Below are 21,065 nucleotides of genomic sequence, written 5' to 3' on the forward strand. Positions count from 1 at the left end.
GGCCGGCTTCGAGGGGCCCTCCCTCATCTTTCGTGCAGCTCGGCACCCGCTTCATATGCAGGAGCCTCGCGGCACACTCTCATCCAGATGCCAGCGACAGCGGCTGGATTTCATACCCTCGATCCGGCGCTTTCGTATCTCGGCAGCGAACATCGGGCCGAACCGATGCCACCAGTATCTCACCGCTTCATGACTGACATCAATGCCACGTTCATGCAGCAAGTCTTCGACATTTCGAAGGGACAGAGGGAAACGAACGTACATCATAACCGCCAAGCGGATGATCTCGCAGCTCGTTTTGAAATAACGAAATGGATCAGGTTTGGTCATGTTTGGAAGGTACGGAACCGCCCTGCCCGTCTCAAGCTGGTTTTGTCTGACAGTGCCCTGCCGACGGTATCCAGGTGGAACCGCATGCTTCAGCATCTTCGCGACGGTCTTGCGGTCGATCCCAAATTGGCGCGCCGCCGCGCTCTGGCTCATCCCCTCGACATGGCACGCCCGGCGCACTCGGTTATAAAGTTCCACAGAATACATCTCCCAACCCTCAGCTCATTTGCCTCGGGCTTAAGATGCGGACTTTTACTCCGCGACAGTCAGAACATCCGACCGATTCCGCTGTCCATTTTGTCTCCGGGATTCACACAGCGCCCAAGAGGGACATTTCTTGGTTGCAACATTTTGAATTTTCGAACGCTATAAAAGCACAGAACACACGCGAGTGAAATCCGGCTTGCCGTCCCAGATCACGGGACGGCAAGCGCGTTTCTTAGTTGTCGGCATTCTTATTCTTGTCGCCGATGCCGCCATGCACAGTTTCCAACTGGTCGGCAAAGCCAGGCTCACCGGTCGCCGGATCGGCATCAGATTGGCCCGGCACGTTTGCGATACCGTGGATTTGGCCGCCATTCGACGCGTTGCCATTATTACCGTTTGGATTGGCATTAGCGTTATCTCCAGGTCCCTGCCCCACCTTGTCGTGGATGTCCGGGTGGTTGATGTCGGCTTGCGTTTTGACATCCGGAGCAGCAAAGCTAGCCGTCGCGCAAAAAATTGCACCCGCGATGGTCAGTGTCAGTCGAGTCATAGTGTATTCCAATCTCATTTTATCCAACATTTCCCAAATAGGACGCTTTGTGAAATCTTATCACGTCTTATGAGCTGTAGCGGGCACATTCTAGAATGTGCCTGTACCCATCGGCGATGGCGCATAAAACCGGATCGGTTTCTCCTGCAGCGGCCAGCTGATCTCGAAAGCCTTGCCGCTGGCGGCCCTGACCAACCCCAGTCATGCGGATGCCAAAAGTCTTCAGCATACCCCGAACGTGGCCTTCCAGATCCTTGCGAAGCCGGATCAGGCGTTCGCGGGCACCAATGAGGCTGCGCAGGTGATCCGCCTCTAAGCTGCGGATGTGAACCGGAGTGAACCATCCCGTCCGCGCGAGCTGTGCCAGACCTTCCGCATCGGCGGCATCAGACTTGTTGAGACGTGCCGACAGGCTTTTGTGTGCTTTGCGGGCATCGATGCAGATAGCTGGCAACCCAATTTCAGCCATTCCACGTTGCCGCCAAATCGAGATCTGGCCGCTTTCGTGGACGATTTTCTCCGGCTGAAGCGATCGGCTCCTGAACCATCCTGCAACGCCTTCTGCATCTGCTGGCGCGCTGCCACGTATGGCAATTTCCCCGTCCTGATCGACAACACAGATCGATATCTCTTTGAGAGACACATCAAGTCCGGCATAATATTTCATGGTCGTTCTCCTCACGGCTTATATCCATGAGGCCAACATACCGGACCTCGTTCGCCCCGGAGAGCGACCGCCGCAATCACACCATGTCAGATGACGGCAGTGAGCCCGAACCGGACCCTCTGATGTCGATCTCGTTGCGCTACAGCGAAAGGCCGCGGAGCGTATCCTTTCAGTTTCGGCGTCTTTTTACGCTGACCTGAGACCTACTTCATGTGTGTATTCCCTCATGCGCATGATGCGCCGCGCCATGGCCTCGGCAGCAGCCTTTTGGAATTCCATCGCGTTCGCTGAAGGAAATCTTTCCAATTGATCGAGATCGATGCGCACGACCTCGCTAGGAATCTCAGCCACGACCCAAGCCGTGCGAGGCACACCAGCAAAGTAAGCGACCTCGCCTATGAGGGCACCGGCTCGGAACTTGGCCGCGATTCGGCGATCGCTATCCCCTTGGGGGAGTTCCGCGCGTAGTTGCCCTTTCGAGACCACGAAGAGTTCGGTCGAGGGTGCGCCATTGGACAAGAGCTCCTGACCACCAACGAGTGAAACGCGCCGAACAACGTCCGGAAGGTCTGAAAATTCTCGCTCCAGTTCTTGAATGACGGCCAAAAGCCGCGGCATGCGAGCAGGCGTTTCTAGAGGGGCCTCATTAAGCAATTCGTCCTCGATCCTTTCAAGCTCAGCATCAACCGTACCTTTAAACCAAAGTTGTTCTTGCTTTGGCAGGGCAAGTCGGAGCTGGCGCTCAAGCTTGGGCGACATGCCGCAAAACGTGATTTCGACCCCGGATGATCCGGCCGCTCTCACGACTTCGGAAAGAGAGAATGATGCCGATGCGTCCAGGCCGGTAACTCGTCCGAAATCGAGGATCAGATACCGGACGCCGGACGCCGAATCGAGATCAGCTATGGCCAGCTTTGCCACCTTGTCAGCTGTGCCGAAAAACAGGAATCCGGACAATTCCAAGATGACGCACCCATGACCGACACGCGCAAGTTGCTCCATCTCCTCCTCGGACCGCTCCATCCACGAACGCCGATGAGCGACAGTAGTTCGAACACGCAGAACATCTCCGTTTGCACAGGTGAATACAAAGATCGTGGCGGCCGCCAATGTGCCAAGCGCCAACGCTTCCAGAAAGCCGAGGATTGCCGTGACTAAGACGATTAATACAACGATGGCGTACTCATAGATCGTGAGGCGCTGCCAGCTCGACAAAAGCCAGCTCCCAAGCAGGTCGAAGCCGAGGTAGGCAACAACCATCGCCATCAAACCGGCTGGAGCGTAAGCGAGGTATTCAGTCCCGACCAAGGCTGCCGCCCAGCAGGCTAAGGCAGCAACGATTCCCGGAGCGTGACCCCTTAACCCCAACTGCCTCGCTAAGATGGACTCACTCAGAATGATGTATCCGGGCATCCCGCCTACGGGCGCAGAGGCGAGATTGGCGAGCCCTGTCGCGCGCATGTCACGCTCTGTTTCGGCGGCCTTTTGAAAGGTGATGGCTAGGCCAGTGGTGTTCAGGAGTGATCCGAGGAGCGTGAGGCCTGCCACCGCTGCAACTGTTGGCGCTGCGCCGATCAATTCGTTCCATTCTATTCGTTGGATGAACTGCCAGTTCAAGCTGCTTTCCATTTCCTTCGGAAGGAAAGGCCCCAGAAGCATGCCCTCTGCAAGGGCCGTCTCAAGCGAAATCCCTTGAATGGCGAGGTTAGCGTAGAAAGTTATTGCGCCCAACCCAAGAGCTGCGGGCATTGTGAAATCCCCGGGGACGAAATTAGCTATGATAGCGAGCGCGAGACCCGCGGCAATCCAAGGTAGCCACTGAAGAAGCGGAACGCTACGGAACATGTTGCCTAGGTTGAAAAGAGTGACACTTTCGCGTGCCACGATGGTTAGGGCCCCCATGACGAGAAGATAACCAGTTGCAGCAAGAAACCCAGCGATTACCGGGTAGGGTGTATACCGCACGAAAGATCCAAGGCGCAGAACGCCCGCCAAGTAGACGACACCGCCTGCAACGAGGCAGGCAGCGATTAGCAAGGCCAGAACGGTTGGGAAAAGCGTGTCAGTGGTTACCGTGCCTTTCGAAGCGATGCCCATCGCAGCCACCCCGAGTACAACTGCAGTGGCGTCCTGCGGATTGGCAATCGCGCCTCGGATCGAGTAGGTGAATGTGCCTACGGCTGCCATAAACCCCGCGCCGAGCAGAGCGAAATTAGCTCCGTCACCGAGATGCGTCGCAAGAGGCCCTGTATAAACGAGGGCGGCAAAAGATATCGTCAAAGTCACGGCCATCGCACCGATGACGATGCTTCCGATGGACAACTGAAGGAACCTGGCGAGAAGCAACAACATGTCTCTAGGAACCTATGCCGCAATGCCCTTGGGCAAACTCAGCAGGCATTGTACGTTTTGCAGGCTTGAACAAGCACAGTTGAGGGCGAGGCCCAGTTCGAATTCGGTGCGCAATCAAAATGTCTCATCATTCTCGACCCTTCTTAAAAACTCTGAAGCCGCTCGCAGCAAAGCAGACTGATCAAATCAGAAAGCGACAGTCACTGAATGGCCTGTCTTCCAAAAGGCTACGACGAATTGACTTGGTCCTCCAAGTATTCCTTTTTCCACTTGGTTGGCATCTCGACACACCAGCAAAATCGGCTACTTGGGTATAGCAGCCGGGAGGTTTACTGAAGTCCGCCCAACGGAACGCGGTGGTCTAAGGAACAGGTTCCCAAAAGGGGGAGCGAATTTCCGATCTCGCGAAATCCAACTGTCCTGCAGCACAGTGCCCAAGCTTAGCGCTCGTCAATTCGCCATATCGTTCTGCATCAGCATCAGTCCGGTTTGTCCGCTCTCCGGTCACTCGAACCTCGAAAATGCTGCGCGGCACGCGAACGACCGGAATGGTGAAGCTGCGCCGCAGCGAGGACGACGCAGGGGCAGGTCTGGGCAGAGCCGGTCACGCCAATCGGAAGTCCGCTGAGACCCCGAGTTTGCAAACCCCGCTTTCTGCGCATAGCTGCCGCTGATAGAAGCCCGCACGGCAGATTCCTGATCAGATCCCGAGGGACTCGGTGCAGTCGTTTTGGGAACCAGAACTGCCAGGAGTCCATCCCTGTCACCCTTCCCCGAGAAAAGCCTTCATTAGGAGATCCACCATGTCTCCGTTGGTTCGGCGCTCAGCTTTGCAGAGTGCCCTGAACCTCAGGTATTCCTCCTCGTCCATCCGCACCGACATCTGCATGGTCGGTTTGCTGGTTCCAGATTTTGACCGGCTTTGCTCGAGCTCCCAGCGTTCCAGTTCAACCAGTTGGTCACAGTGGGTGTCGGAGGCGACTGGGGATTTGCCTCAAAACGTGAATTTCGCAATTCGTGGTGAAATCGCCAAGCTGTTTCTATCTCAAAACGGCGTGGACCCTTCGCTGAGCTTGTCTGATGCTAAGTTGGACCCAGTAACGATAGCTGAGCGAGCTTCCGAATATACCACGTTCATCACATGCGACTGAACGAGCTTAACCCCTAAGAAGGCGACGTTTCTGTTTCTTCGGTTAATTGACCGCGAACCCGCCCTACAACTGCGTGCGCAATAACTTCTATGTCAAAGTGTACCGGGGCACGATTATGAGACAGCGCTTTGCGCTGGTTATGCTGCCATCTTAACCACCGTGGCAGCTTCGGCTTCAAGGGCTTTTTGCTCGGCCCGGATCTGATTGGGTGTTTTGTATCCATGTCGCTGGCGGAGCCATGACGCGTTGTACTCGGCGGCAAAAGCGGCGAGTGCCGCACGAAGCTCGTCGACGGTTTTGAAGTGTAGCACCCAAAGGAGTTGCTCCTTGAGGGTCCGTATCGCCCGCTCGGCCACTCCATTGCCTTCTGGCTGCCTGACGAATGCCGGGGACGGTAGTATGCCAAAGCATTTGACCTCATTCTGAAAGTCTTCGGACATGTAGTTTGAGCCGTGATCGTGGCGCAAGGTCAGCCCCTTAGCCACGTCTGGCCCAACACCTCCAAAGTGCTGCGTCACACCCTGCCGAACGGGCTCCAACGCCTCCCACCGACTTGCGCTTGATGACGCGTGGGTGCCGATGAACTCGCCAGAACAATGATCGACGACGACAAAGACGTAGGCGCGGCCCTCCTGTGTGGTGAACATCTGGGTCATGTCGGTCCCCCAGACCTCATCGACCTTCTCGGTAACGATGGTGCCGTCATGGGGATGAGCGTCGCGGTGAACAGGGCGCTGCGGTGCCAGCAGGTTATTCTCCTTCATGACCCGTCGAACCCGGCGGGCGGCTGTGCGCACGCCTATGGCCCGCAGTCGCGCCCAGACCTTGCGGTAGCCCTCGCCGGAGAAGGGGGAGGCGGCGATCACCATCTCAATATGGCTCAGCAGCTCGGCGTCACTGCAGGCCCCTTGCGGCCCACGACGCTTTGGGGGCCGCCCCGTATTTGCGGCTTCTCCACCATTGGCCGCTGCACGATGCCGGTAGACCGTCGCGCGAGGAACACCCCAGACCCCGCAAACGCGGGACATCCCAAAACGGCGGCGTGTGGAGATCGAATACGCCTGGCTCATCTCTTCGACCTCCGCCGGGCAAAAGGGCGCCCGCCCTCCAGCTTATCGATCTTCGCATAAAGCAGCTCGTTATCCATGGTGATCTCGCCCACCTTGGCTTGAAGCCGCGCGATCTCTTCGTCACGAGCGTCTCGCTCACGCTTCTTCAGCGCGCTCTCGGCGGCCCCAAGCACCTTGTCGCGCCACTACGTCAGGCGATGCACAGGGACAGTCTCAGCCCGAGACACCGCTTCAAGGCTCTCCCCTCGAAGCAGGCGTTGGACAATTACCAGCTTGCGTTTCGCAGAAAACCGCTTCGGGCCACTGGCCGCGGCCCCGCCGCCGCCAGCGTGATGGGCGCGCGTCGGCGCGGCCGCGGCCTCCGTTGCGCTTGTCGTATCCGTCTTTCTGTCAGTCATCGTCTACTCCCGTTCCCTTCGGAAATAGCGCTCAGATCTGTCTCAGAAAACTGTGCCCCAACCCATTCCATCGCTATCAGTGTTAGACGCGTGGACGTGGAGCTACTGTCAAATCTGGTGTCCAAGCGATTATCATGCGGCGGCTTGATCTTGGGTTGATGACTTGATGCCGTTGACGAAATCGACGCCTTCAATGACGTCCGCGAGATGAGCGAAGCCGCGCAGTTTGCGCCAGCTTTTCTCAGCACATTGGCCGAGCTTGAACATCATGTGCAGCATGCCGTCGCGGCTGAGGCACCCTTTGGTGCGCTTGGTCCGGTGCCGGATCGTGGCGAAGGCGCTTTCGATCGGGTTTGACGTCCGGATGCTCTGCCAGTGCTGAGCCGGGAAGTCGTAAAAGGTCAACAACTCGTCCCGATCTTTGAGAAGGCATTCGGTGGCCTTTGGATATTTCGCCTCGAATGTACCGATGAACAGATCGAAGGAGGCGTGCGCATCCTCGCGTGTCTCGGCCTGCCAAATGTCGTGCAACATCTTCTTGGCTTTGGGCTGGGTTCGCTTGGGCAGGTAATTCAACACATTGCCAGTCTTATGCATCCAACACCGCTGTTGGCGGGTCGTGGGAAAGATCTCTTCCAGCGCCGTCCAGAATCCCATGGCTCCGTCGCCTGCGGCCAGTTTAGGGGAGGCAAGGCCGCGGCTTCTCAAAGACAGCAACACCTCGCTCCAGCTCTGCTTGCTTTCCCGGACGCCATCTTCAATGGCCAGAAAGTGCTTTTCGCCCCTGGCATTAACGCCGATCACGACAAGCGCGCAGAGCCGGTCATGGGAGCCGCGCAGGCCACTGTATATACCATCCGCCCATATGTAGACCCATTCGTCGCGACCCAGATCTGTCTTGCGCCAGTTGTCGTATTCCGCCGCCCATTGCGCTTTCAGCCGTGAGACCGTTTTCGCCGAGAACCCGGTGGCATCGGGACCGAGGAGCATCTTCAGTGCCGCGCCCATTTCACCCGTTGAGATGCCCTTCAAATACAGCCAGGGCAGCGCGGCTTCGATGGATCTGGACTTGCGGACATAGGGCGGCACAAGTGCCGAGCGGAACGTCACCGGCTTGCCGTCCTTCGCGCGCACCTTGGGCACTTTCACCGTGACCGGCCCGATCCCCGTCTGTACGGCGCGCTCAGGGTGATACCCGCTGCGCACGACCGCCGCGCGGTCGTCAGATGTCCGGCGCTCGGCAAATTCAGCCAGAAAGGCATCCCTCTCAGCTTCAACAGCGGCCTGGAGAAGTTCCCGAGCCCCTTTTCGGAGAAGATCAGTCAGAGGGTCCGTGACAGCGTCTCGACCTGAAAATTCGACGATGGTAATCTCGTCCATGATGGTGGTGCTCCTTTGGTTGGTGGCTTGTGTCGCAACAACAAACCAACCAGATGCACCGCCGTCATTCAAACCGCCCGGACACCAGATTCACCAATAGCTCGCAAAGCCATCGTGGTTTCGGCCAAGTCACTGGAAGATTATCATGAATTTCCCGGCCTCAAGGGGTTCGGTCGGATCGAGGCGATCCGGGAAATGGACGGCAAGGTGACCTCCGAAACCCGGTTCTTCGCTCTATCCTGGACGCCTACGCCCGAGGTTCTGCTGTCCACGGTACGCGACCACTGGGCCATCGAGAATGCGCTGCACTGGCAACTCGACGTGTCTTTCCGAGAGGACGCCGCACGCAACCGGAAGGATAACGGACCGGGCAATCTTGCTGTCCCACGTCGCCGCGCACTCGACGTTGTCAGACGAGACACCTCGAAGGAATCCCTCTCCATCAAGCTCAAGAAAGCAGGTTGGAGCGATGACTACTTACGTAGCATTCTCAATGGCTTGGCCACTCCGCAAGTCAAACGCGATTGCCCTGCAGTTTGGACGGCTGATTTACTGTGTCGAACACAGTGTTTTGGGTTACGGTGTTGAACAGAGTCTTATGGGTTACTGTGGGAACACAGTGTTTGCGATACAGTTTTCAAACACAGTCATTAGCACTCGTACCAAACAACCTTGCAAAACCAACGCGTCAAAACAGCGAAGCAGACAAACTGATTTCAAGCTGAACCAGTGTAAAACTGATCGACCTCAATGCCTTACGGTACATATCGAGTTGGCGCTGAATCTTGGAGCGTCTCCAGATACCGAGCAATTGCGAGAAGTCCTGCAGGGGCTTTTTGACGGATGCCATTACCAGTGTCGAAACTCACGAGGTTGCCTTCAAGAAACTCATCATAGATCGGCATCTCGGTGCCTGGCAGATAACGCGTGGTGTAGCCATCAACGATGCTCATCACCTCAAGCACAGGCCAGACGCCATCTCTGCGCGCCGCAATCTGCGTAAGGTCAGGCGGCGCAGTCTCAAGCCCCGATGCCAAAGGTCCATCACCCTTGCCACTTCTTCCATGACAGACCGCGCATTTGTCGAGATATACTGTTCGTCCGCTGTTCGTGGATGTTGGAGTGCAAGCTTGTAGAGCCAGCAAAGCGAAAACAGGTACGAGGATATGCAGACGGATCATGGCTGAGGTTTCCAAGTGTCGCGTCAGCACTCGGTCAGAACACTGGCGATAAGATTATTTCCTCACACAGAGACAGATGAAGTGGGCACCGAGCAACAGACGATTTTGACGTCCTGCGGATCGCTCATACGGAGGGGTTAGACTTCTATGTGATCGGTTTTTCCGCGACCAAATCAATCAGCGCGGATTGACCAGAATGGCCCCGCCCTTCCTGCACTTCACGCTCGTAGGCGGCAAGACGCAGTATGCGCCAGTCACCAAATCCTTCGCTCAGCAACTTGGTCGTATACATATTCTCTGGGTTGGGTGGGCCGCCTGTGCCAAATTCTATCTGCTCAGGAGTATATCCATGTAGGATTATTCGTCCGCCGGGCCGAACAGCTCGGCGCAGCGTTTCAAACTGCTTTTTGCGCTCTTCCGGCCACATGAATTGGACATAGATGGCAACGACGAGATCAAAGGCCTGCGACCAATCCCAGCCGTCCCAGTCGCTCACGTGAGAATCTACTTGAACATCCGATTTCGCAGCCAGCTCACGCGCCCTTCCGACGGCTGTGGGCGAGAGGTCAAAGCTTGTGACCGAGAGCCCCTGCCCTGCCAGCCAGACAGCGTTACGCCCCTCGCCATCTGCGACGCACAAACACGTGCTTGCGCCATCAATCATCCAAGGGTTCTCAACCAAAACTTGAGCCGGTTGCTCTCCGAAAAGGTAGTCGCCTGATTTTGCGTACCGTTCTTCCCACATTGCCTGGTTCCCTGTATTCACATGCTCGAGCTTGAGTGCTGTTTCTTTATAGTGCCTTTGCGTCCTACTTAGACAACGTTGGTTATTTCTAGCACAGTCATGAGACAGGCAAATTCATTGCTTTGGCGTCTGTAAATCGGCTTCCTCTGCGGCCACTTACGTATGGCACGAAGCAACAAACTACGTAAAACGCTCGGTTACAGATCTAGATGCGAAGGGCAAGCGGTTATGGGATTTGATGGTGGCTGCGCTTGTGGGGTCCTCATACCAACCTGCACTGATCAGAACTCATGAGCCCATCGGCGGTGTCCGATGGACATGATGCGCCCGGGCTGGCCGATCAGCTTGTTCCAGGCATCACAGCAATGATCGACGATCTCGTTGTAGGATTCGAAGATGCGGTTGGAGATCCAGTTATCCCGCATGAATTGCCAGATATTTTCGACTGGATTGAGCTCTGGACACTTGGCTGGCAGCGGGATGATGCTAATATTTTCTGGTACGATGAGCGCGGTGGTCATGTGCCACCCGGCCTGATCCATGAGGAGTACGGCATGGGCACCCAGCGCGACGGTTCGAGCGATTTCGGCAAGATGCAGGTTCATCGCGTCGGTATTGCAGAACGGCAGGACAAGCCCTGCACCCTTGCCTAGGGCCGGGCAGATCGCTCCAAAGATGTAGGTCGATGTGGTTCGCTGATCATGCGGTGCCGATGGGCGTGTTCCACGCTTCGCCCACCGGCGCGTGATCTTGTTTTTCTGACCTACGCGCGCCTCGTCCTGGAACCAGATTTCTATCGCAGCGCCGTGCGGGAGGCGTGCGCGAACTTTTTCCAGTTCGGTTGCAAAGCCCCCTTTTTAAACGCCTCCAGCGCTTCGGTGTCTTGCGCATGATGGCGAGGCCGCGCCGTAAGCTTGACATAGCCGAGCTTCTTCAGCTCCCGACCCACGGTCGTTTCATCCAGCGAGACTTTGAATTCCGCATAGAGCCACTGTGCCAGGTCGATCAGCCGCCAACGCACAACCCCATGGATCGCCGGGATCGGACCGCTTTCGACGATCGCTACAAGCGCCTGGCGTTGGGCATCATTGAGCTTGGGCCGCTTGCCAGGTGCCTTACCATCAATCAGCCCATCCGGCCCGCGAGCATTGAACCGCATGACCCAGTCGCGCACAATCTGCAGACCCACCCCACCGATCCGCGCAGAATCGCTGCGGCTGCCGCCATCGTAGATCTCAGCCAGCGCCAGCAGCCTTCGACTCTGGTTCGCGATCGTCGTTTTCCGTGCCAAGCGCCTCAATGCCGCCCCGTCAAAATCCGTCCGCAATCCTATCGCTGCACCCATGGCCACGTCCTCCCAGACATGCCGCCATAGATTCAGACTTTTGAGGCTTTGGGAATCCCCACGTGAGTCAGCCTTCACGCCGCTTGGTATCAGGTATCAGATCACAGGCTCACCCTTTTTGGCAGTGCATTGCCACTGCGAAAGCTGCCGTAGGGTAACCGGGTCGCCGATGACAAGTTACTTTGGTGTAGGTCGGGCACAAATGAAATGGAAAGGCTCGCGCAGTTTTTACAAATCCTCGCCGGGCGTCACACGCGGGTCTTGCGGTCAATGCGGCACGCCACTGCATTACATGAGCACGCGCTGGCCGGGAGAAATGCACCTACTCGCTGCAACTCTGGATGACCTAACACTGTATAAGCCAACCGCGCATGTGCATTGGGCGGAGCGTGTACCTTGGCTTATTTGGAACGATGGCTTGCCAAAACATGATGGGCGCGCACCATGACGCGAGCTCGGTGTCAGATGGATCAAAACCGGCCCACAGAGGACCTTCGTAACTTCATCTGGCGCTGCGGTGCAGCCCGCCATTGCGGCCATTCGCTGCGCCTGCAAAATCTGAAGAAGGTCCAACTTACACAGTCTGCGGACCTTCCTGACCTTCGCGACGATCAGGTTACACAGCGCGTCCATATGCAGTAGCTCATTAATGACACCTGTCGACAATTCCAAATCGGAAGACTGTCGCGTGGCCTCCGTCCGCACAAGCCACTCGGAAATCGTCATTGCCGTCGTGCTCCTTCAGTTTAGAAGCATTAATCGAACTATTTTAACACAGAGGATCGGATACTCTCGTTGTTGCCAGTTCGACTGAGCAATACTCCCAGCAACACCATGAACACGCCCGTCACCTTCTGAGGCGTCAAGGCCTCTTTGAGAACCAGAACACCAAGGATCAAGGTAAAGACCGGGACCAAATTTAGAAACACTCCAGCACGCGCAGCACCGAGCGTTGCCACGCCCTTTTGCCACGCGCAGAATGCTAATACCGAGGCTCCAATACCGACATACAGAATGCCACCAAATACGGCCGGATCGGCGAGCATCGACGCCGTGGGCATTTCAGTGATAATTGCAAAAGGCGTCATTATCAGAAGTCCTGAAAATACCGTTGTCGCAAGGCAAGCCGATGGCGTGAGCGGAACGCTCCAGCGTCGTAGGCAGACGGTATAAAGTGCCCAGACGAAAGACCCTGCAATAAGCAGCAGTGGTCCTCTTAGGTCTTCTTGAGACAGAAGGCCATTGACGTCCTCCTGAATAACCAGACCTGCGCCCAAGAAGGCCACACTCGCGCCGAGCACTTCGCGTGCCCTTAGACGCGTTCCACGCCAGATCCGGGAAATGAACATTATGAAAAGAGCGGATAACGCGAAGATGGCTCCACCTGTAGATGCAGAGCTATGTTGCAACCCAGAGTAAACGAGGCAATTAAACAACGCCACAGACAGAGCGCCAAGTGTAAGTATCTGTAGTGGATGGCTCGCCCAGGCAGTAGCTATGGGCTGCCAATCGCGCACCGTAATTGGCAACAAGATCAGCCCAGCCACAACCCAACGCAGGTAGTTCAGTTGAAAGGGCTCGATAGAATCGTGAAGAGATCGCGCCACGACGAAGTTTCCAGCCCACAAGAGCGGACCCAAAGTCACAATGAAAAAAATTAGAATACTTTGTGAACGAGAGGACATGCACATCGCCTTCCCTAAAATGACGTAGCGTAAACACCTCGGGACACGTTTTCCAACTTTTAAGTGTAGTGTCATTTACGATGACTGATGTCGCGTCATTTCTTGTACAAAAGCACAAGGATCGGGCGAAGCGTCCGTTCTGGTCGATTCGTTCGAACCATTTCGCGATCAATTCGTGGTGGATCAGACGTTGCAGATTTTGCGGACATCTGGCCTGCCTGATTAGAAGCTGCCAAAATCGGCCGCCCTATTCATCCAACGTCTCTCGCGGATCGCGCTTCGGCGACTAAAGCCGCCAACAAAAAAGGATATCGGTAGTTTTTTGCGGAAATGCACGATGTTTATTCGGTAAAACTGCGATAGGCTTTTTTCGGTCATGCTGCGCCGCAGCATCGCCAGACCGGTCATTCGAGTTAGCCATTGTAAGATAGGCGCCCAGACGACTGGATATCAAATCGTGCTTCCAAAAAACACAGTCAAGTCGTCTTCGGTCAACCCCATTGGCCCGCCGCTGGTGCCTTCAAACAGTGCATCCGCCAATGCCTGTTTTCGTGCTTGCATGTCTTGAATGGCGCTCTCGACTGTTCCCTCTGTGTATAGGCGATAAACAAAAACCGGCTTGTCTTGGCCAATTCGGTGCGCGCGGTCCATGGCCTGACGCTCGACTGCGGGGTTCCACCAAGGATCATATAGAATGACGGTATCGGCGGCGGTCAGGTTCAACCCTGTGCCTCCTGCCTTTAGGCTGATCAGGAAAACCTGAGCGTCGCCAGATTGAAATTTGTCAATTTCGCTGGGGCGATCCCGCGTTTGGCCGTGTAGCATCGTGTAGGACCATCCGCGTGACTGGACTTCGCTTTCGATCAGTCGAAGCATCTCGACAAACTGCGAAAAGACCAAAACCTTTCGGCCTTCGCTCAGGAGCTCTTCCAGAATTTCCATGAGGCGCGAAAACTTTGCGCTCTCCTTTACCTTGGCGGCGGCATCCAGTTTGACCAGTCTTGGATCACAACAAACCTGCCGCAACTTCAGCAGAGCGTCCAACACGGTTATGCGTGACCCAGCCAGGCCTTTTTGGGCAAGGGCTTCGCGAACGCGGGCATCCATGGCGCTGCGTACACTTTCATATAGAGCGGCTTGTTTGCCGGTGAGGGTAATCACTTCGTCGATGACGGTTTTCGGTGGCAGGTCATCTGCCACCTCGTCTTTTGTGCGGCGCAAGAGGAAAGGTTTAACCCGGCTAGACAACAGTCGTTGTCGCGCTTGATCTCCCTTTTGCTCAATGGGTTTGCGATATTCCGAAGCAAAGCTTTTCCGATCCCCCAAGAAACCAGGAATGAGCCAATCATATAACGCCCACAATTCAGTCAGATTATTTTCGACCGGCGTGCCGGTTAGCGCAATGCGTTGGCGTGCCTTGATATCTCGAATGCGCTTTGCCACGTTGGAGGCGGGGTTTTTAACGGCCTGAGCCTCGTCCAAGATCGCCAGATCAAACTCATAGGCGAACAACTTGTCGTAGTCACGATTGATCAGAGGATATGTAGTAATCACAAGATCAGAATCTGCAATGTGTTCCATTCGTTCGTGGCGATCTGAACCGTGCAGGGTCAGCAGCTTTAGGTCAGGGGCAAAGCGTTTGGCTTCGGTTTGCCAGTTGGAAATCAAGCTTGTTGGAACCACGAGCAGGCTTGGGCGATCAGTTTTGTTTTCAAGGTGACGGCTGGCCAGCAAAGCAAGGGTTTGAACCGTTTTTCCGAGCCCCATATCATCAGCGAGAACTCCGCCAAACCCGTTATCACTTAGGGCCTTGAGCCAGCCAAAGCCACTCCGTTGATAGGGGCGTAGCTCGGCCTTCAAGCTTGCGGGGATATCTTCATCAGGGATCGTCGCCAAGCTTTGAAGACGCTTGCCCAGTTCCAAAAGTTCAGGGCCGCCCTGCCATTTTGCGCCACATCCATCCAGAGCCTCGACCAATTGCAGGGCGCGGCCTGCCTCTGCTTGGTGGAAGCGTGTTATTCCCTGTAATTCAAGAAAAGCTTCCACAAACCCGATTAGTTTTGTGCCCCCAATTGGCACCAACGTTCCGTTTGGCAGGCTTTGATACAGGACAACATTCGATAAATAGCTTTCCAGTTCAAATCCGTCCGGCAATGACCCAAATTCGTCAAGCGGGAGTGAGGCGATGATCTGCATAATTGTTGGTGTGACATCAAGTGCGGTCCCATCCACATCAAGCTGCAAGCCCAGCGAGAACCAATCCTGCCCCGACGGTTCAATAACTGTTTGGAAGCTGGCATCACCTTCGTAAAGATGAACCGGCCAGCTTTTATCTATCTCGACTTTCCAACCCAACTCGCGAAGTCGCGGCAGCCCTTCGGCCATGAATTCCAAGGCGCATGACGTGCTCTGTGGGTCTTGCGCCGAAATCTGTGGAAAGATGACGCTGGCGTCTTTCATTGGTTTTGGAGCACGGCCGGATAGTGCCACAAGGTCGGGATGATAGCCTTCGAATTCTTCGGCAGTCATTTCAAGCTGCTGGACCAACATCGCTTCTTCTTCAAAGTCACGCCGGATGATGCTGATCTCGCCCTTGGTTTGGGAACGGATATCGGCCCCTTCACCGGGTTCCAAAGCCTTGTCATCTTCGCCATATGTTACATATGAGCCAATGCAGGGATAGATGACCTCTTGCGGCGCCCCGGTCCTGCGCCATCCATAAGATTGGTGCCTCTCCTGTCGCTTATGCCCAAACAACCTGAGATTCATTGTTGGTCGTAAATCCGTAACTTCGTTGACAGTAACGGGCTTTGGTTTTGGAATGCCTTCCGCGTGAGCGGCTAAAATTTCAGACACTGTATCGACGGCTTCTGCGGGGATCGTTGGCGCGGCGGCTAGGGCGTTCAGGGTATTGGCTGGCATATCCGTCTCTACAAAACCAATGACGCCAGCTTCTGGGTCAACAAAGACAGTGTCCGGAAAAGGCAGGAGAACAAGGGCGCGCCCATCAGGGTCGATGGTTGAAAGCGTCTGATCGCCCTGTGCGTCAAGTTGCCATTGAAACGTAATGTGCCTGGGTTCGGACCACTTTAATCGTGGGCCATAGATTGTTTCAGCTTTAGCACGACCGGTTGCAACGATCTGTTGAAGTAGCGTGCAAAGCGCCTCCCCTTGCGGCCAATTATAAGTAGACGGATAGCTGTTGGTCGACAGATATCTCAGTTGGGCGAAGATTATAGCATCTTCAATGGTTGTGCCCGACGGTGCATAAGACAGACTATGGTTCCCACTGTACTCTTGGGTGTTTTTTCCAATGCTGCCGTCTTTCTTTACGTAGGCTTTGTAGGGCGTTATCTCTGCCAACCCTCTATTACTTCGCCGAAAAACGAAAAATGTCTGATCACTCGAAGTTTTGGGTGCAATCGGATTTGGGGAATGCGAACCTGTGTTACTAAACCGTTCGAGCCAAGTGCTCACGGAGCCCGGCAGATTTGCCTTTGTGCGCGCCAGAGGGCGATTTGGGTCTTGAGATGTCGTAGGTTTCTGGATCACATCAACAAGCGTTTGTGCCACGTCCAGTAAGACCGCCGTTACATGTTTGCAGTTATACCCAATTGGGCACGAACAATGCCCATCAACATTCGATAAGCGACCATCTGCACCACGGCCCAACGTTGCATCAACCGAATAGACGCGCCCCCCCGAACCTGCGACGCGGCCGACGATGCGATCATCTACACGCAAACGAGACGTAAGGACCTTTCTGTCTGAAAAATATGAAACTCCACGCTTGTAATATGCGGGGTTATCAATCACTCGGGAGATGTCTGATCGCGTAATATTCATCCGCCAACATTTCTGGTGTAAAATGGATATGGTCAAGCAAAACCATCGCAAATCCGAATGTCTGCTTTACTCCAAGTCCTCTGACCCTGTTTGCGGGCGCAGCTAATGTCGGCAATCCGCCCATTCCTACGGCATAACACTTATATTACGAACATGCAGGCGGACCAAAAGGGTGCACCTACCCATCATCCTCTTATTGCCTGACACTCTTCAGATGAAACACGTCTCAGAGATTGTCAGCACGCTGGGGGTGGCACAGAGCCGGACGGGTAACTTTCCTTTTGGCATCCGAATGGCGGATCGGTTGAGATAACGTACAAAGTCTTTCGCACATTTGACGATGACGGAGGCTCCTTTCAGACTGGCTGAGAGGAGCAGAGAATGGATGAGACAGAGAAGCCCAAACCGATGGGGCAAGTGATACAGATCGACGAGGCGCGCATTCGCGATCACCTCGTCGAGGCTGGCCATGCGATCGGCCAGACCTGCGACAATGGCGTCCGCACCAAGATAGGTCCGGGCTTCCGTGGCCCGGATCGCCTCAGAACTGATCCGACCGGTCCGGCCCTCGGCCACGAGCCCCACGAACTGGTCGTAGATCTTCATCACCTCGGCCTGCAGATCCGCGCGGACCGCGTCAGAAAGCGGCCCGAACGGGTGGCCATCGACCTTGTGCGCGCCGGCATGAATGAGCGTCGGCTTCACGCCCCGATCTTCGATCTCGCCCGAGCGGTCGAGATGAGTGAGCACCACGCCGATCGAGCCCAGCATCGAGGTGGGCGACACCACGATCTCGCGCGCGGCACTGGCAATGCCGTAAGCAGCTGAGGCCGCCACATCATTGACGAAGGCCACGACAGGCTTCACTTCGTTCACAGTGCGAACGAGGTTCGCTGTGGCAAACATCCCCGTGGCCTCGCCGCCCGGACTGTCGATATCCAAGAGGATCGCTTGCACCTCCGGGTCGGCTTGCGCCTCGCGCAGCTGCGCGGCAATGCCCTCGTAGGAGACCAGCCCCGAATTGGCCCCGATCCAGGCACCCCGATTTACGAGACTGCCGACAATCGGCAGAATGGCTATGCCGTTTGCAACCCGCATGGACCCGACGCTGCCATTGTCGCGGCGATAGGTGCCGACAAAACGATTGGTTTCCGGCATGATGGCCTGAAGCGGTTCGATCCCAATCCGGCCCTGCAACACATACAGGATCAGATCAGCCTTGTCGGGATGCAGCAGCAGCGGTCGGTTCAGCACCCGGCCCGCGATCTGTGCGAGGGACGGCCCCGACTGCCCTGCCGCCGAGTGTTCGATATCAGGCAGTTCCGTCACCTCACCCCTCCTGTGCCAATCGCAAACCGCCGCGGGCCACGGCCCTTCAGCTGGGCGCATTGCTCTTCAAACCTGCGAATGATGGTGAGCAGGCGATCGGGATGCGCCCGGTGATAGGTCACAGACCGTTCCACCCCGTTCGAGCCCCCCCGGAACCGCACCTCCATGGCGCCTTCGCCCGACACGAGCCGGACATAGACCTGCCGCAAGCTGGCCGCGGCCGCACAGGGATCGGCCTCATCAATGGGGATCGTCATGCCTCGGCCTCATCACCTGTCTCGTCAGCAGCAGGACCTCCGCCCTGCGCCCCCATCATCTGAGGCTCGGGAAGGCCGTATTCAGCCCGGAGCGCCTGTTCCTGCGCCAGCTGCTGGTAGACATCGTCCACATCCGCGCCGAGATCGGTGCAGATCATCGCGTCCGACATCACGCCGAGCCGCTTCCAGACCTCATGGGCCTTGGCTTTCTTGAGATCATCGGCCTGTGGCCGGGGATCGCCGCGCCATTCCGCGCGACAGGCGGCGGTCCGGTTGGCCATGAACCCGTCCATCCCGCCCGGGAACGGCAGAGTCCCCGCCTCAATTTCTTCCTCGAGCCAGGCCTCGTAGATCGGCTGGCAGAACGGCGCCACGATATTGCGCCGCCGCGCCTTTGTGATCGCGAAGATTTCAGTGGTCGCCGCCTGCAGCGACGAATACGTGGCACCAACATTGTCGCCCGTGGCGCTTTCATAGGTCAGCCCCAGGCAGCGCGCGAGTTCGCGCAGCAGATGCATCGCGAAAACTGCGTAATCCCCCGATGGATGGTTCGAGGTATGGAACTTGAGTTCCTGCCCCGGGAAAAGATGCGCCAAGCGGCCGTTGATCCCCACATCCAGCGTACTGCCGTCATAGTAACCCGCCACCATCTCGATATACGCCTCCATCGGCGAGATGCCCTGGGCCAGCATCTGCGCCTGTTCCTGCGGCGTCAGCAGGCCCTGCAGCACCTGTTCCGTCGGCTCGTCCGAGGTAATCGTGACCGCAAACAGCGTCTGCACGATCGCCGCCATCAGCGTGGCATCAGCCAACTGGTCAAACTGCCGGGCCACCTGCAGCGCGGGTACGAGTGGAGAGATGCCTCGATGTGTGCCCGGCGCGCCTTCAAAGATATGGATCACTCGCGGGCGTCCTGCCCTGTCCCGCGCGCGCACATCGTATTCGACGTCATGCTTGAAGTGATCCTTGCGGATCGCGCGGTACCCCACGGGCATCCCGTCGCGGTCGGTATAGACCCCGTTGATCAGCCGCCGCATGCTTTCCGTCTTGCGCGAGAGCCGCTGTGGCGGCAGCAGCCGTACTTTCGTGCCGTAGCGGTTCCACGGCCGCTTGCGCCAGGGCAGCTCCGCGAGGATTTCGCCGGTGACCAGCCACGATCGAAACGCCGCCGCCTGCATCTGGCCAAAGGTGCGCAGGCCCTGAATGTCACATTCCTGCGCGTTGCGCGCCCAAAGCTCGAACCGGCGCTCCACCGTTTTCGCCCAGTCCGAGGCCTCAGCTGGCGTCATCCCAAAAGTCTCGTTTTCCGGCAGCACCTTCAGCTGGAGACCCGTGCCAACTGTATTGGCAATGCATTGCTCCATGGCCCCGGCCAGCCAGCCGCTGTTGTGCAGCAGATCGTTGACTCGTGCCGCCGCATCGTCCCAGGCCTCGCCAATATCATCTTGGGCTTCCCGCAGCGCTGGTTTCCAACCGGCAAAAGTGACACCGCGCCCGCCGCGCATGTATTTGCCTGAGGGCTTGGGGAGGCTCATCCCCTCGGACCTGGCAGGTCTGGCAGACCCCGCTGGTTGAGGCAGCGCCTCCGCCAGCAAGTGTTTCAGCCTTCCGATCATCGACATGTGCGTTACCTGTTCAAACGGCTGCCCTGACGCGCAAACCGCCCGCGCAGTTTGGCAGCGCTGTCAGGACCCGGTGATGCATGAGATGCTGCCAGACCTGATCGATCAGGCACTGGCGCTGTCACTGTTGTCGGATCATGGCCATCTGGCACCGCCGCCTCGAGTGCCGACTTGCGCTCCACCCCTTCGGGAATGCGCTGAACGTTCAGCGTGTAGCCGATGGCAGCACAGAGCGCCTCGCAGTCCAGAAAGTGGTTGTTGCGCGAGCGTTTCACCCAGACCGGCTTGCCTTGAACCACCACCCGCGCCTCCGAGGTCAGCTGCTTGCAGTAATCCTCGCTCACCGCCTCATGGACATGAAACGCGCCAGGCTGATCGGCGGGCGTGCGGATGCGCGACATCACCAGCGATTTGAAGAAATCCGTCGACAGCGTCACCAGATCGATCGAGTAAAGCGCGCGTTTGCCGTCTGGCTTCACCTCGATCTTGGAGACCCTGTAGGGCGGGTTTTGCTGATCCCGGCCCTTGGTGGGTGAGCACAGCCAGCTATAGCGCCGACAAAACTCATAGACCTTGTGTTCGTTGCCCAGCTCCGGCTTGTCCGGCCGGAACCCTGAATCGACAAAGACCTTTTCAATCTGCAAGCCGCCCACCTGCGTCAGCATCAGATCGGCCAGTGCAGACCAGACATCGTCATCTTCTGTTGGCCCGTAAAGCTGACCATTGTCGATGAGCCAGGACGTTCCGCGTGCGCCAAAGGCCCGGATCACATAGACCAGGCTGAACTTCTGCACATCGACGCCCATGACCAGACGTAGGCCCCCGGCTGGCACATCCCCCGGCCGATATGGCTGCCGTCGCTCCATGATTTCCTGCCAGTCCGGCACATCGCCAGAGGCGGTCATGGCGTAGCATTCGCCAAAGCCCGCGTTCATCGCGGTCTGGATGCG

At 56.7% G+C, this 21,065-nt stretch carries 19 protein-coding genes and 1 pseudogene; 3 read left to right on the forward strand and 17 right to left on the reverse strand.

Going from position 1 to position 21,065, the window contains the following annotated elements; genetic code table 11:
- Positions 1 to 78: 78 nt before the first annotated feature.
- The 4 genes and pseudogenes from LC354_RS19285 to LC354_RS19300 form a co-directional block, all read right to left on the reverse strand.
- A pseudogene (locus LC354_RS19285) lies at positions 79 to 330 on the reverse strand (IS6 family transposase); the annotation flags it as partial.
- A 439-nt stretch (positions 331 to 769) separates the two neighbouring features.
- On the reverse strand, positions 770 to 1,087 hold the full coding sequence (locus LC354_RS19290; RefSeq protein WP_223426948.1) for a hypothetical protein: 318 nt from the start codon (positions 1,085 to 1,087) through the stop codon (positions 770 to 772).
- A gap of 67 nt (positions 1,088 to 1,154) precedes the next feature.
- Entirely contained in the window at positions 1,155 to 1,754 is a 600-nt protein-coding gene (locus LC354_RS19295; protein ID WP_223426950.1) for an IS110 family transposase, read from the reverse strand.
- 186 nt (positions 1,755 to 1,940) lie between these two features.
- A complete protein-coding gene (locus tag LC354_RS19300; RefSeq protein WP_223426951.1) occupies positions 1,941 to 4,106 on the reverse strand; it encodes a SulP family inorganic anion transporter in 2,166 nt (721 codons plus the stop codon).
- Between the two features lie 803 nt (positions 4,107 to 4,909).
- Between LC354_RS19300 and LC354_RS19305 the strand changes: the two genes are divergently transcribed.
- Entirely contained in the window at positions 4,910 to 5,257 is a 348-nt protein-coding gene (locus LC354_RS19305; protein ID WP_223426953.1) for a hypothetical protein, read from the forward strand.
- 137 nt (positions 5,258 to 5,394) lie between these two features.
- Here LC354_RS19305 and LC354_RS19310 read toward each other — a convergent pair whose 3' ends face one another.
- The 3 genes from LC354_RS19310 to LC354_RS19315 form a co-directional block, all read right to left on the reverse strand.
- Positions 5,395 to 6,327 (reverse strand): transposase, encoded by a 933-nt coding sequence (locus LC354_RS19310; protein WP_399203941.1) that lies wholly within the window; start codon positions 6,325 to 6,327, stop codon positions 5,395 to 5,397.
- A 185-nt stretch (positions 6,328 to 6,512) separates the two neighbouring features.
- On the reverse strand, positions 6,513 to 6,725 hold the full coding sequence (locus LC354_RS28040; RefSeq protein WP_399203943.1) for a hypothetical protein: 213 nt from the start codon (positions 6,723 to 6,725) through the stop codon (positions 6,513 to 6,515).
- 132 nt (positions 6,726 to 6,857) lie between these two features.
- Positions 6,858 to 8,105: an IS256 family transposase gene (locus tag LC354_RS19315; protein WP_223426954.1), complete on the reverse strand. Its 1,248-nt coding sequence runs from the start codon at positions 8,103 to 8,105 to the stop codon at positions 6,858 to 6,860.
- Positions 8,106 to 8,132: 27 nt separating this feature from the next.
- On the opposite strand from LC354_RS19315, the gene LC354_RS19320 reads away from it, so the two are divergent.
- The gene (locus LC354_RS19320; protein WP_263289468.1) at positions 8,133 to 8,693 is read left to right on the forward strand and encodes an ISAs1 family transposase; all 561 of its coding nucleotides are present in this window, start codon (positions 8,133 to 8,135) and stop codon (positions 8,691 to 8,693) included.
- A gap of 167 nt (positions 8,694 to 8,860) precedes the next feature.
- Here LC354_RS19320 and LC354_RS19325 read toward each other — a convergent pair whose 3' ends face one another.
- From LC354_RS19325 to LC354_RS19335, 3 genes are all read right to left on the reverse strand, one after another.
- Positions 8,861 to 9,286 carry a c-type cytochrome gene (locus LC354_RS19325; protein WP_223426956.1) on the reverse strand — a complete coding sequence of 142 codons (426 nt, stop codon included), beginning with the start codon at positions 9,284 to 9,286 and terminating at the stop codon, positions 8,861 to 8,863.
- A 145-nt stretch (positions 9,287 to 9,431) separates the two neighbouring features.
- Positions 9,432 to 10,031, reverse strand: coding sequence for an SAM-dependent methyltransferase (locus LC354_RS19330; RefSeq protein ID WP_223426957.1), 600 nt, complete (start codon positions 10,029 to 10,031; stop codon positions 9,432 to 9,434).
- A 281-nt stretch (positions 10,032 to 10,312) separates the two neighbouring features.
- Positions 10,313 to 11,376, reverse strand: a protein-coding gene (locus tag LC354_RS19335; RefSeq protein ID WP_223426969.1) for an IS630 family transposase whose coding sequence is annotated in 2 segments (ribosomal slippage) — positions 10,313 to 10,882 and positions 10,885 to 11,376 — 1,062 coding nt in all. Because the reading frame shifts where the segments join, the coding sequence is not laid out codon by codon here.
- On the opposite strand from LC354_RS19335, the gene LC354_RS28045 reads away from it, so the two are divergent.
- Positions 11,375 to 11,824, forward strand: a complete 450-nt coding sequence (locus tag LC354_RS28045) for a GFA family protein (RefSeq protein WP_223426958.1) — start codon at positions 11,375 to 11,377, stop codon at positions 11,822 to 11,824. The two genes, LC354_RS19335 and LC354_RS28045, sit on opposite strands and share 2 nt — an antisense overlap.
- A gap of 316 nt (positions 11,825 to 12,140) precedes the next feature.
- Here the strand turns inward: LC354_RS28045 and LC354_RS19345 are convergent, their stop codons facing one another.
- The 7 genes from LC354_RS19345 to LC354_RS19375 form a co-directional block, all read right to left on the reverse strand.
- The gene (locus LC354_RS19345) at positions 12,141 to 13,061 is read right to left on the reverse strand and encodes a DMT family transporter (RefSeq protein WP_223426959.1); all 921 of its coding nucleotides are present in this window, start codon (positions 13,059 to 13,061) and stop codon (positions 12,141 to 12,143) included.
- A 222-nt stretch (positions 13,062 to 13,283) separates the two neighbouring features.
- Positions 13,284 to 13,469: a hypothetical protein gene (locus LC354_RS19350; protein WP_223426960.1), complete on the reverse strand. Its 186-nt coding sequence runs from the start codon at positions 13,467 to 13,469 to the stop codon at positions 13,284 to 13,286.
- 42 nt (positions 13,470 to 13,511) lie between these two features.
- Positions 13,512 to 16,907, reverse strand: a complete 3,396-nt coding sequence (locus LC354_RS19355) for a DEAD/DEAH box helicase (protein WP_223426961.1) — start codon at positions 16,905 to 16,907, stop codon at positions 13,512 to 13,514.
- A gap of 210 nt (positions 16,908 to 17,117) precedes the next feature.
- A complete protein-coding gene (locus tag LC354_RS19360; protein WP_223426963.1) occupies positions 17,118 to 18,236 on the reverse strand; it encodes a S49 family peptidase in 1,119 nt (372 codons plus the stop codon).
- Entirely contained in the window at positions 18,233 to 18,493 is a 261-nt protein-coding gene (locus LC354_RS19365) for a hypothetical protein (RefSeq protein ID WP_223426965.1), read from the reverse strand. The genes LC354_RS19360 and LC354_RS19365 overlap by 4 nt, the downstream gene beginning before the upstream one ends.
- A complete protein-coding gene (locus LC354_RS19370) occupies positions 18,490 to 20,028 on the reverse strand; it encodes a phage portal protein (protein ID WP_223426966.1) in 1,539 nt (512 codons plus the stop codon). Before LC354_RS19370 ends, LC354_RS19365 begins: the two co-directional genes overlap by 4 nt.
- A gap of 92 nt (positions 20,029 to 20,120) precedes the next feature.
- Positions 20,121 to 21,065: terminase gpA endonuclease subunit (locus LC354_RS19375; protein WP_223426968.1), on the reverse strand; the 945-nt coding region annotated here is incomplete at its 5' end.

It is taken from the genome of Tateyamaria pelophila (assembly GCF_019966495.1).
Classification (GTDB): domain Bacteria; phylum Pseudomonadota; class Alphaproteobacteria; order Rhodobacterales; family Rhodobacteraceae; genus Tateyamaria; species Tateyamaria pelophila.

Coding starts and splice junctions, on each gene's coding strand:
- LC354_RS19290 (WP_223426948.1), bottom strand. CDS start 1,087: ATGACTCGACTGACACTGACCATCGCGGGTGCAATTTTTTGCGCGACG.
- LC354_RS19295 (WP_223426950.1), bottom strand. CDS start 1,754: ATGAAATATTATGCCGGACTTGATGTGTCTCTCAAAGAGATATCGATC.
- LC354_RS19300 (WP_223426951.1), bottom strand. CDS start 4,106: ATGTTGTTGCTTCTCGCCAGGTTCCTTCAGTTGTCCATCGGAAGCATC.
- LC354_RS19305 (WP_223426953.1), top strand. CDS start 4,910: ATGTCTCCGTTGGTTCGGCGCTCAGCTTTGCAGAGTGCCCTGAACCTC.
- LC354_RS19310 (WP_399203941.1), bottom strand. CDS start 6,327: ATGAGCCAGGCGTATTCGATCTCCACACGCCGCCGTTTTGGGATGTCC.
- LC354_RS28040 (WP_399203943.1), bottom strand. CDS start 6,725: ATGACTGACAGAAAGACGGATACGACAAGCGCAACGGAGGCCGCGGCC.
- LC354_RS19315 (WP_223426954.1), bottom strand. CDS start 8,105: ATGGACGAGATTACCATCGTCGAATTTTCAGGTCGAGACGCTGTCACG.
- LC354_RS19325 (WP_223426956.1), bottom strand. CDS start 9,286: ATGATCCGTCTGCATATCCTCGTACCTGTTTTCGCTTTGCTGGCTCTA.
- LC354_RS19330 (WP_223426957.1), bottom strand. CDS start 10,031: ATGTGGGAAGAACGGTACGCAAAATCAGGCGACTACCTTTTCGGAGAG.
- LC354_RS28045 (WP_223426958.1), top strand. CDS start 11,375: ATGGCCACGTCCTCCCAGACATGCCGCCATAGATTCAGACTTTTGAGG.
- LC354_RS19345 (WP_223426959.1), bottom strand. CDS start 13,061: ATGTCCTCTCGTTCACAAAGTATTCTAATTTTTTTCATTGTGACTTTG.
- LC354_RS19350 (WP_223426960.1), bottom strand. CDS start 13,469: ATGACCGGTCTGGCGATGCTGCGGCGCAGCATGACCGAAAAAAGCCTA.
- LC354_RS19355 (WP_223426961.1), bottom strand. CDS start 16,907: ATGAATATTACGCGATCAGACATCTCCCGAGTGATTGATAACCCCGCA.
- LC354_RS19365 (WP_223426965.1), bottom strand. CDS start 18,493: ATGACGATCCCCATTGATGAGGCCGATCCCTGTGCGGCCGCGGCCAGC.
- LC354_RS19370 (WP_223426966.1), bottom strand. CDS start 20,028: ATGAGCCTCCCCAAGCCCTCAGGCAAATACATGCGCGGCGGGCGCGGT.